Here is an 11,426-nt window from a genome sequence, read left to right on the forward strand (position 1 = left end):
CCGCGAATACGGTGCCGTCGGCACCTCGTTCATGAACCGCGGATGGAAATTCGCGACCGGGCCCATGGATACGGCCGCAATGCTGGTCGACCAAGGCTTGAAGGGTGTCACACTTACGCGCGCGCTGAATTACCGCACCGAGCGTGAGCTGGCCATAAACAGTTCGGTCKAGACGCTACCCGCGCGCGACAACCGCATCGTGCCCGACTTCACCCAACGCGATTCATTTGGCATCGCCCGTCCCAAGATCCATTTCAAGATCGACGCGTATACACTGCGCGGCCTGGCCGAGGTGCGCAAGCGCCACGATGCCATTACCGTCGCGCTCGAATGCACCAAAGTCGTCACCGACCCGCATAGCACCGCCAACGCAATTATCGCGGGTACGACCAGGATGGGCACCGACCCGCACGGGTCGGTGGTCGACCCATGGTGCCGTTCGCACGACCACGACAACCTGTTCATTATCGGCACCGGTAACTTCCCCACTATGCCAATCAACGCGCCCACGATGACTGCGGTGGCGCTCGGACTGCGCAGCCTTGAAAAAATCCTCGCCGACCTGCGCACCGGTCGTTTTAACACTTGAAAGTGATGCCGATGAAACGTCGAAATCTGCTTAAGTCCGGGGCTGGTGCTTCGCTCATGACGCTCGTATCCCACACCCGCGCTGCCGTCAGCGGCAAGACACGTTCCGATGTCGGCGCGCTGCGTTATGAACAGCTGGTGAATTCGCTGCGCACCACGTTTCCAAGCCCGGTCAAAGATGGTGCCAGCGAAGGCCGGTTTTCCCGCCTGATGGCCGAGGCGCTCAATGTCTACGGTTCGCTCAAGAGCGGCAAGACCTTCCTGGGCAAGCGCGTTGCGCTCGATTACACGGCAGGGCGCAAGGCCAGCATCGGCGAGAACATGGGCGACGCGCGCAAGGTGGTGCGCGAGTCGGCCAAGTACCTTGAGGGCATGTACACCTGGAGCCATCCGGATGTTCACCGCCTGCATGGCTCGGCCACGACGGCATCGATCATCGGCCAGTTCTACGGCTCGCTGATCGATGCCAACCTGGTTTGGGATGACCTGAGCCATCGCGTGGCCGAAGCCGAGGTCAAGGCCATGTCGATGGTGGCAGGCCTGGTCGGCTACGATCCGGACAAGGCTGCGGGAGTATTCACGTTCGGCGGTACCGGCACGACCTTCTACGGCATCAAGCTGGGACTGGAAAACGCCCAACCAGGCGCGTTTGCGCACGGCGTCAGGACGCAGATGCGAGTGCTCTCTTCGGACGTTGCGCACTATGCCAGTATCAGTTCGGTCGCCTGGAGCGGCATGGGCACCGAAGCGGCGATACCGGTTGCGTCGGGCGAAGACAATGCGATCGAATTAGCGGCCCTCGAGTCGGCCATGCGTGCCGTCATCGGGCGAGGCGAAAAAATCGCTGCCATCGTCGTCACCATGGGCACGACCGATTCGTTCGGCATCGACGACATCGCCGGCGWACATGCCCTGCGCGCGCGTCTGGTACAGGAATTCAAGCTGGACTACACGCCGCATATCCACGCCGACGCCGTGATCGGTTGGTCGTACAGCGTTTTCAACGACTACGATTTCAGCGCAAATCCGCTCGACATTCCTGCCTCGACCAGCGAGTCTCTAAAGCGCATCCGCGCCCGCATGCAGCACCTGGGCCTCGCCGATTCGATTGGTATCGACTTCCACAAGGGAGGGTACACGCCGTATATGTCGAGCATGTTCATCGTCAAGGATGCCAAGCAACTAGGCCTGATCCGGCGCGACAAGTCGGCCATGCCCTACCTGTTCCAGTTCGGCGAATACGATCCCGGCGAGTACACGCTCGAATGTTCGCGCTCGGGCGGCCCCGTGCTGTCGGCGCTGGCCAACCTCGAACTGCTGGGCAAGCAGGGATTCCGCGCGATTCTCTCGCACAGCGTGGGTATGGCCAATCTGATCAAGCAACGCGCTGCAGACACCAGTTGGCTGGCCGTCATCAACGGCGGCAACGACGGCGCGGTCGCGGTCTTGCGCGTCTACCCCGATGGAATCGACGTCAAGGTTTCCTACGACAAGGAAGTGCACGACCCAGCCGCCAAAGCGCAGCTGGCCACGGTTAACGCTTTTAACAAGAAAGTCTACGACGAGACGCGTCGCATGGCCGAAGCGGGCGAGTCGCCTGTATTTGTCGAGACGACCCGTTACCGCAAGACTGCGTACGGCGAGCCAATCGTGGGCATCAAATGCTTCACGCTGTCCGTCTTTACAACTGCGCAGGCGATCGCCAACGTGTTCACTACGCTTCGCCTTGCGCGCGAGCGCGTCCTCGCGGGGCAGGCATAAGCATGGCATCGACATTCATCCCATCCTTCGCCAACCCGTTCGTTCGGCCATGGATTCGTCTGGGCGCTCCCTGCCTGGCTCTTTCGCTGCTGCTGGGCACGGCGCCCGCGCCGGCGGCGGCAGACAACGGGCGGCCGGTCCCGCCCACGCTGGTGGCGCTTGCAGCACCGCAGGGCCAGCAGCGTCTGTTCGCAAGCGGCCATCACGCCCCTTACTGGAAACTGGCAAACTACTTCGAAACCCAGGTCAATCAGGCCTACTGTTCAGTCGCCAGCTCGGTCACCGCGCTGAATGCGCTCGGCGTGCCGCGCCCGGTCACGAGCCAATATCCGGACTATCCATTCTTTACGCAGGCCGGGTTTTTCGACGGCGTCGCTGCAGGCAGCCTGGATGTACCGGCGGTCGCCACCACCGGGCTGACAATGGAGCAGCTGGCTGCAGTATTGACCACCCATCCCGTCACGGTGCAGCGCATGTATGCGTCGGACATAACACTGGCGCAATTCCGCACCATGCTCAGGCAGCAGCTCCGGGTCGACGACAGCATTCTGCTGGTCAATTTCGATCGCAAGGAATTGCAAGAATTGGGCAGCGGCCACTGGTCTCCGCTGGGGGCCTACCATGCGGGTAGCGATACGGTCCTGCTGCTGGACGTGGCGCGCTACAAATATGCGCCGATGTGGGTGCCAGTGGCGGCGCTGTACGCGGCCGCCCTGAGCGTCGACCACACCAGCGGACGCTCGCGCGGCATGATCAGGATAGGCAAGAAGCCGTGAAACAGGCAAAGTGGGATTTCACGGCAATCAGCTGCGGGCGTGACCATACCCTGGCATTGCTCGACAGCGGCGCCGTTTTCGGGTGGGGTGGCGAAGGCAGCGGCCGGATCCCGTCCGGCGCGCCGGAGTACTGTGCTTCGCCAGCAGCGCGTACCGCCGCCTCCGAGGTACGTACGGACGTGCCGATCACCTCGTTGGCGGCGGGCTACGGCGTGAGCCTGGCGATCACGCAGCACGGAAAGGTAGCCATTTGGGGCGCCAACACAGCCGGCATTGGCGGGCGCATGGGAGCGATCAATCCAGCCATGCCACAGCTGCTCACGGCAGTATCGCGCGTACGCCAAGTGTCGGCAGGCGAGTTCCAGTTCGCCGCGCTCGATGCCGAGGGGCGCCTGCTGACCTGGGGTTTGAACGTCGAAGGGGCGCTCGGGCGCAGTGTGGACCAGCATAACGTCGGCCCCGGCCTGGTCGACGCGATCGGTCCGCTGGACCACGTGGCCGTCGGGCGCGGCCATATGCTGGCTGTCGGCACCGACGGTCGGCTCTATGGTTGGGGCAGCAACGGGGCTGGCCAGTTGGGGCAAGGTCACCTCGTGTCGCTCGACCGGCCTCACGCGATCGCCGCCGGATGGCGCCGCTTTACGCGCGTGGCCGCCGGCGCCAGCCATAGTCTCGCGCTGAGCAAATCCGGCAAGGTGTACGCCTGGGGCAGCAATCATCAGGGACAACTGGGGCGCGCTACACCGGCGTATACGTCCGTCCTGGTGCCGGTGCGTCTGCCAGAACCGGCCAGAGCGATCGAGGCCGGCATGCACTTCTCGGTGGCGCTGGGTGACAGTGGCACCGTCTACACCTGGGGCTGGGACGGACACGGCCAGCTGGGCGCTGCCGCACGTGGCGACCGCCATCGGCCCACTGCCGTTGAATACCTGCCGCCTGCCACATCGATTGCGGCCGGCGAGACGCATGTGGTGGTGCTCACTGCGAACGGCCTATACGGCTGGGGCAGCAACGCCAACGGCCAACTCGGCATGGCCGAGCGGCTGCAGCGCGCCCCCGTGCGGTTTTTCTGACCGCTACCGAGACGAACCGATGAGCAACTCCAACGCAACCACTCGACGCGACTTCCTCCACATCGGCTGGTCGCTGGCTTTGGGAGCAGTGATGCCGGTGGCGCTGAGCGCCTGCGGCAGCGACGACCGGGCCACGCCGCCTGCGCCCCTACCGGAAGAAACCTTTGTACCACCGCCCATGCTGGCCTCGGTGCACGGCGTGCTCGACATCACGTTGAGCCTGGCGTATCTGCAAACGACGCTCAATGGCGCTCCGTTCATGCTACGCAGCATGAACCAGGCGATTCCTGCGCCGACCCTGGTCGTCAACGCCGGCGACACGCTGCGCATCAAAGTGGTCAATCAGTTGCCGCCCAATCCCGCCAGCGACGAGCCGGCCATGCACCTGCGCTACCCCAATAGCGCCAATTTGCACACCCATGGGCTGCACGTCTCACCCGGAATGGTAGGCCCGGACCTGTATGGCGACTACGTGGTGGACGACCCGAAATTGGGAATTCAGCCGGGTCAGACCCGCTACCATGAATTCAAGATCGGAGCCGACCATCCGCCTGGCGCCTATTGGTACCATCCGCATCTGCATGGGTCGACCGCGATCCAGGTCGGTAGTGGGATGGCCGGCGCACTGATGATCCGGGGAGCGATCGACAAGGTACCGGAAATCGCGGCCGCGGCAGAACGCATTTTTATGTTCCAGGCGCCGATCAGCGGCAAGACGACGCCAGGCAGAATCGAATCGTTCGCCGACGTCGCCGTGTCCATTCCCGACGCTGATATCCTGGTCAACGGAGTCAAGCACCCGGTAATCGTGATGCGCCGCGGCGAAGTACAGAACTGGCACTTCATCAACGCCCAGATCTCGCGCTTTCTTAAGCTGAGTCTCGAAGGTCATGACTTGCACGCCTACAGCCACGACGGCAACACCATCCCCCGGCTGCGTCGCTATAGCGCTGCCGAAGGCTTGCTGATGGCACCAGGCAACCGCGACAGCGTGCTTGTCAAGGCTGGCGAGCCAGGTACCTACGCGCTACGCACGCTGTCTTACGACATGGGTGGCATAGCCCTTCCCACGGAGACCGTGGCCGTGTTGATTGTCGTGGACGAGAGTCGTGCCATGTCCCTGCCGGTGGGCCTGCTGCCGGTACCCGCCGTGCTCAAGCACATCGACGACGCCGAGCTGGCCAAGGGTGGCGGAATGAAGCGCAACATCGTCATGCGCGCGGTGTTCAATGAAACTGGCCCGATTACCGACCCGCCAGCGTCGAATGTACTTCATCCGCCGGCCGACGAACTGGCCGACTGGCAGTACCAGACCGGGAACACCTTCATGGCCGACACCGTTTTCGCGATAGGCAGCGCTGGTGAACAGTCGAGCACCGCGCCCGGTATGCCGACCGAATTCGCGCCTTTTCAAGCCAGTCACGCGCAAAAGCAGTTGGTGTCCCTGAACAGCGTGGAGGAGTGGACCGTGTATAACATGAACGCGGTCCAGCACCCCTTCCACATCCATATAAACCCATTCGAAGTGATCAAGATGAATGGTGTTCCCGTCGAGCCGTTCTGGGCTGATACGATTGGACTGCCCCCCTACGGCTCTCCCACTAACCCGACCTCGGTAACGTTTCGCACCCGCTTTCTGGATTATTGTGGCGACTACGTAATGCATTGCCACATCCTTTCGCACGAAGACATGGGCATGATGCAAACCATCCGGGTCAGCGCCTGATAACCCCCATGGCTGCATTGCAGCGCCTCGCCGTAAGGCGCACCGTCTCCGACGTCGCACCTTGCTCTGAAGGTTTTTAGGCGTACATGGACGCCCCCGGTTTGCCAGGCATTCAGTTCGTGGCGGCGTGCAGGTAAAGATTGCACGCGTACATTCGGACTTTGTATGCGACGATTTGTGACCAGCGTGGCAGGAGCGCCTTCTGGACGGCCACGAATCTTGGAAGGTCAGCATATCGCCGAACGGCACGGACGCATCGTCCGCGCCTGGTTCGGGAATCATCGATCAGGTCCCGTTGCTCGATCGAACAGMTTGAATTTCAGCTGTACGGAAATCCCGCCGTACAAGCGGTCCTTGTACGTCGGGATCACCCCCACGTTGACGCCGACGCGCTGGTATTCGTACGTGAACGTGGGGATCACGGCCGGGAACCACCCGCGGTCGCGCATCTTCGGATACCCGTCGAACGCCGCGATCGCCGCACCGAGGCGCACGGGCCCCAGTGCAAACGGCTGCCAGATGACGCCCGCGTAGTTCGAGTAATAACGGTCGCTGTTCACGAAGCGCCCGCCGGCGAGCGCCATCGAGCCCAAGAAGCGGTATTCGAACCCGAGGCCGCGGTTGCCGCCGTTGAGGTTCTTGTCGTGGTCGAAGTGGTAAGTCGCGAAGCCGCTGTCGAGCCAGAATTCGCTCTTCGGGTCGGCATCGATTTTCGTGAACAGGTCGCCGGCGTGGGCGCTTGCGCCAGCCAGGGTGAGCGCCAGTGCGGCAAGAATACGGTGCAGCTTCAATCGTCGGCCTTCGGGTCGAGGTTGGGGAACATCACTTCCGTGAAACCGAAGCGGGAAAAGTCGCGGATCCGCATCGGATACAGGATCCCGAGCAGGTGGTCGACCTCGTGCTGCACGACGCGCGCATGGAAACCGTCCACGTCGCGGCTGATCGGCTGGCCGTACTGGTCGACGCCCTCGTAGTGCAGGCGCGTGTAGCGCGGCACGCTGCCGCGCAGGCCCGGCACCGACAGGCAGCCCTCGAAGCCCTCTTCCATCTCTTCGGACAGAGGCTTCAGCACCGGGTTGATCAGCACCGTCTCCGGTACGGCGGGCGCGTCCGGGTAGCGCTGGTTCTTGCCGAAGCCGAAGATCACCAGCTGCAGGTTGACGCCGATCTGCGGCGCCGCGAGGCCCGCGCCGTCCGCGGCATGCATCGTCTCGAACATGTCGGCGATGAGTGCATGCAGCTCGGGCGTGTCGAAGTCGCGCACGGGTTCGGCCACGCGCAGCAGGCGCGGGTCGCCCATCTTGAGGATCTCGCGGATCGTCATTTCGGCAGGTCGGCGCACAGCTGCGCGAGGAATTCGCGGTAGCCTTCGGCCGTCTCCGGGTGCTTCATGCCGATGGCTGCCGTCGCCTTCAGGTAGCCCAGCTTGGAACCGCAGTCGTAGCGGGTACCGGCATAGCGGTAGGCCAGCACGCGCTCGCGCGCCATCAACGACGCAATGCCGTCGGTCAGCTGGATCTCGCCGCCGGCGCCCGTACCGAGGTTTTCCAGATGGTCGAAGATCGATCCGGACAACACGTAGCGGCCCACCACGGCCAGCGTCGACGGGGCTTCCTCGGGCTTCGGTTTCTCGACGATGCCCGAGACCAGTTCAAGGTCCGGCCGGTAGGGACGTGCGCTGACGATGCCGTACTGGCGGGTGTTCGCGCGCGGCACTTCCTGCACGGCCAGCACGCTGCACTTCTCGTACGTGTACAGGTCCGTCATCTGCGCCAGCACGGGTTTGTGGCCGTCGGCCGTGTCCATGAAGTCGTCGGCCAGCAGCACGGCGAACGGCTCGTTGCCGATCACGGGACGGGCGCACAGCACGGCGTGGCCCAGGCCCAGCGCGGCGGGCTGGCGGATGTAGATGCAGTTGACGTTCTTCGGGATCACCTCCTGCACGAGCCTCAGCAACTCGTTCTTCCCGGCCGCTTCCAGTTCCGATTCCAGTTCGTAGGCCTTGTCGAAATGGTCCTCGATGGCCCGCTTGTTGCGGCCGGTGATGAAGACCATTTCCGTGATGCCGGCGGCCACCGCTTCCTCGACCGCATACTGGATCAGCGGCTTGTCGACGATGGGCAGCATTTCCTTCGGCTGCGCCTTGGTGGCCGGCAGGAAGCGGCTACCCAAACCCGCGACCGGGAAGACTGCTTTCTTGATTGCGGTCATTCTAGCTCCATCTCATTGTATTGAATTCTGTGCCCCTTTGATCAGCGCGAGCAGCCCGGCCTCGTCCAGCACGGGCACGCCGAGCGACTCGGCCTTTTCCAGCTTGGTCCCAGCTTCCGTGCCGGCGACGACGTACGACGTCTTCTTCGACACCGAGCCGGACACCTTGCCGCCCGCCTGTTCGATCAGCGCGCCGGCGGCATCGCGCGACATCGTCGGCAGCGTCCCCGTCAGCACGAACGTCTTGCCCGTGAGCGGGCCGGCCGCGTCGACGGCATCCTGCGGCAGCAGCGCCAGCAACTCGGCGCGCAACGCGGCCAGCGCGGCCAGCGTTTCACGGTTGGCCGGCACGGCCATCCATTGTTCCAGGGCCACGACGACACCGTCGGGCAGGCCGAACACGCTGAAGATCTTCAGGTGCGCGAGATCGTCCAGGGTGCGGCCGTCCGCCAGCAGCTGGCGTGCGCGCGGCTCGGTCAGTTTCGGGATGCCGAGCGCGGCCAGCAGGCCCACGTCGTCGAGCTTTTCGCGCAGCTGGGCGCGCGGCGGATGTTCGCCCTGCGGCGCGACGCCGGCCGCCAGCAGGTCGTTCAACGCCTGCTGGTTCTTCGGCTCGGCGAAGAAATCGGCGATCGCCTCCGCGACCGTGCCGCCGATGTCGGGCAGCACGCGCAGCAGCGCGGCCGGCGCGCGCCGGACCAGTGCCAGGCTGCCGAGCCAGTCGGCCAGGGTCTTCGCGGTCGATTCGCCGACGTGGCGGATGCCCAGCGCGAACAGCAGGCGCTCCAGCGGCGGGTTCTTGCTGGCGGCGATGGCGGCCAGCAGGTTGTCGGCCCACTTGGTCGCGACCTTGCCCTGCCTGACCGTCTCCGGTGTCGTGCCGTCGCGCTCGTCCGCCAGGCGTTTCATCTTGAGCAGGTCGTCCATGGTGAGGCGGTACAGGTCGGCCACGCCGTGGATCAGGTTGCATTCGACGAGGCTGTCGATGTAGCGGTCGCCCAGGCCTTCGATGTCCATCATGCGCCGGCCCGCGAAATGGCGGATGGCTTCCTTGCGCTGCGCGGCGCACGTCAGGCCGCCGGAGCAGCGCGCGACGGCCTCGCCCTCTTCGCGCACGACGTGCGAGCCGCACACGGGGCAGGTCTTCGGCAGTTCGTACACGGGCGGCGCCGGCGTCGGGCGGCGTTCCAGCACGACGGACAGCACCTCGGGGATGACGTCGCCCGCGCGGCGCACGACGACAGTGTCGCCCACGCGCACGTCCTTGCGCCGCACCTCGTCCTCGTTGTGCAGCGTGGCATTGGTGACGGTGACGCCGCCGACGGACACGGGCACGAGCCGCGCCACGGGCGTGATCGCGCCCGTGCGGCCCACCTGCACGTCGATGGCGGAGACGGTCGTCAGCGCTTCCTCGGCCGGGAACTTGTGCGCGAGCGCGAAGCGCGGGGCGCGCGAGACGAAGCCCAGCTCGCGCTGGTCGGCGAGGCGGTCGACCTTGTAGACGACGCCGTCGATCTCGTACGGCAGCGCCTTGCGGCGCGCGCCGATGTCGCGGAAATAGCCCAGCATGCCTTCACACCCGGTGACCACGGCGCGCTCCTTCGACACGGGCAGGCCGAGCCTGTCCAGCCAGTCCAGCGCGGCCGAGTGGGATGCCGGCAGCGCGGCGCCCTCCAACAGGCCGATGCCATAGGCGAAGAAGCGCAGCCGGCGCTGCGCCGTGATGCGCGCGTCGAGCTGGCGCAGGCTGCCCGCGGCCGCGTTGCGGGGATTCGCGAATTCCTTCTGTCCCGCGTCGCGCTGGCGCTGGTTCAGGCGCTCGAAATCGTCCTTGAACATCAGCACTTCACCGCGCACTTCCAGCACGTCCGGCACCGCATTTTCGTCACCTTCTCCGCGCAGGCGCAGCGGGATCACGCGCACGGTGCGGATGTTTGCGGTGACGTCCTCGCCCGTGTAGCCGTCGCCGCGCGTGGCGGCCTGCACGAACACGCCGTTCTCGTAACGGAGGCTGATTGCCAGGCCGTCGAATTTGAGTTCCGCGTTGTATTTCACCTGCGCATGCCCGAGGCCTTCGCGCACGCGGCGGTCGAAGTTGTCGATGTCCTCGTCACTGAAGCCGTTGTTCAGCGAGAGCATCGGCACGGCATGCGTGACCTGCCTGAATTCCGGGATCGGTGCGGCGCCGACGCGCGACGTGGGCGAATCGACCGAGACGGCCTGCGGATGCTGCGCTTCCAGTGCCTGGAGTTCGCGGAACAGCCGGTCGTACTCGGCGTCCGGGATCGTCGGGGCGTCGAGCACGTGGTAATTGTAGATGTGGTGGTTCAGTTCCTTGACCAGCCACGCCATCCGCTCGAGATCGTCCTGCGGCGGGGTSGTCGTGTCGTTCATGCGGTCCTCAACTGAACAGCCGCAGCGCGCGCGTGGAGCCGGCCGCAATGTCGGCCGCTTCCATCTCCTGGTAGAACTCGCGCACCTGGCCGGCAATCTCTTCCAGCGTGGCATCCGTCAGCGGCTGGTCGAAGTCGTCGACGATCGCGGCGTCAAGGCGTTGCACGAGGTCCTTCGCACAGGCGACCATCCGGCCGAAGCCGTCGCGTGCCGGGGCCACGCACGGCACGTCCAGCAGCAAGGTGAGGCGCGACGTCGTGTCGGCGCCCAGGGTGACGTTGGTCGACAGGGTGAACAGCGTGCCGCCGCCCTCTTCTTTATCCGGCATGACGAACTTGCCGTCCGGGCGCACGTCGAAGCCGGCGTTTTCCAGCGCGCCGATCAGGGTGGCCATCGCCCATGGCGCGCCCCTGCTCGCCAGGTTCACGCCCAGCTGGGCGTCGTGGCCGGCGACGAAGCGGTGCAGCGTCTTCGCCTCGCTCATCACCTCGATCATGTCCGGCACTTCCGGCTCGGCGCCAATCTCGTCGGCGACGGCGCGCAGGCGCGTGACCATCTCCGAATATTCCAGTTCGTTCAGCGCGGTCGTGCGCGTGGCCAGCTGCACGCCGGCCTGCAGCTTCGTGTACACGCCGCCGTGCACGATCGGTTCCCAGTCGCCGTTGACGGCCAGGCCGACGAAGTGCACGGGCTTGTTGCCGACGCGGCGCAGCTTCAACAGCGCCGGCAGGATGCGGTCGCCGCGCAGCGGGCCTTCCGAATTCAGCGGGATGAGGCAGTCGATCAGCGGGTCGACGAGGTTTTCCGCGAGTTGTGCGGGCGGCGTATCCGGCTTCACGGCCGGCAGGTCCGCGGCCAGGTCCAATGCCGCTGCCGCCGCCGGCATCGGGGCAGCGG

General features: G+C 65.0%; 10 protein-coding genes. 5 read left to right on the plus strand and 5 right to left on the minus strand.

Features of this window, described 5'->3' with window-relative positions:
- The 5 genes from AC1DYX_RS21150 to AC1DYX_RS21170 form a co-directional block, all read left to right on the plus strand.
- The coding region (locus tag AC1DYX_RS21150; protein ID WP_477262452.1) for a GMC oxidoreductase at nt 1-589 on the plus strand (589 nt) is incomplete at its 5' end.
- A gap of 5 nt (nt 590-594) precedes the next feature.
- Complete coding sequence (locus AC1DYX_RS21155; RefSeq protein ID WP_477262454.1) at nt 595-2,349, plus strand: pyridoxal phosphate-dependent decarboxylase family protein; 1,755 nt, start codon at nt 595-597, stop codon at nt 2,347-2,349.
- A gap of 2 nt (nt 2,350-2,351) precedes the next feature.
- Nucleotides 2,352-3,125: a phytochelatin synthase family protein gene (locus tag AC1DYX_RS21160; RefSeq protein WP_477262456.1), complete on the plus strand. Its 774-nt coding sequence runs from the start codon at nt 2,352-2,354 to the stop codon at nt 3,123-3,125.
- Nucleotides 3,122-4,198 carry an RCC1 domain-containing protein gene (locus AC1DYX_RS21165; protein ID WP_477262458.1) on the plus strand — a complete coding sequence of 359 codons (1,077 nt, stop codon included), beginning with the start codon at nt 3,122-3,124 and terminating at the stop codon, nt 4,196-4,198. Before AC1DYX_RS21160 ends, AC1DYX_RS21165 begins: the two co-directional genes overlap by 4 nt.
- Before the next feature lie 19 nt (nt 4,199-4,217).
- Nucleotides 4,218-5,924 (plus strand): multicopper oxidase family protein, encoded by a 1,707-nt coding sequence (locus AC1DYX_RS21170; protein WP_477262460.1) that lies wholly within the window; start codon nt 4,218-4,220, stop codon nt 5,922-5,924.
- A 278-nt stretch (nt 5,925-6,202) separates the two neighbouring features.
- Here the strand turns inward: AC1DYX_RS21170 and AC1DYX_RS21175 are convergent, their stop codons facing one another.
- The 5 genes from AC1DYX_RS21175 to AC1DYX_RS21195 all read right to left on the minus strand — a co-directional run.
- Nucleotides 6,203-6,715: a hypothetical protein gene (locus AC1DYX_RS21175; protein ID WP_477262462.1), complete on the minus strand. Its 513-nt coding sequence runs from the start codon at nt 6,713-6,715 to the stop codon at nt 6,203-6,205.
- On the minus strand, nt 6,712-7,248 hold the full coding sequence (def, locus tag AC1DYX_RS21180; RefSeq protein WP_477262464.1) for a peptide deformylase: 537 nt from the start codon (nt 7,246-7,248) through the stop codon (nt 6,712-6,714). The genes AC1DYX_RS21175 and def overlap by 4 nt, the downstream gene beginning before the upstream one ends.
- A complete protein-coding gene (galU, locus tag AC1DYX_RS21185; RefSeq protein WP_477262466.1) occupies nt 7,245-8,135 on the minus strand; it encodes a UTP--glucose-1-phosphate uridylyltransferase GalU in 891 nt (296 codons plus the stop codon). The genes def and galU overlap by 4 nt, the downstream gene beginning before the upstream one ends.
- A gap of 12 nt (nt 8,136-8,147) precedes the next feature.
- A complete protein-coding gene (gene ligA / locus AC1DYX_RS21190) occupies nt 8,148-10,529 on the minus strand; it encodes an NAD-dependent DNA ligase LigA (protein ID WP_477262468.1) in 2,382 nt (793 codons plus the stop codon).
- Nucleotides 10,530-10,536: 7 nt separating this feature from the next.
- On the minus strand, nt 10,537-11,426 hold an 890-nt coding region (locus tag AC1DYX_RS21195; protein WP_477262470.1), incomplete at its 5' end, for a cell division protein ZipA C-terminal FtsZ-binding domain-containing protein.

It is taken from the genome of Massilia sp. P2_C2, from assembly GCF_056404615.1.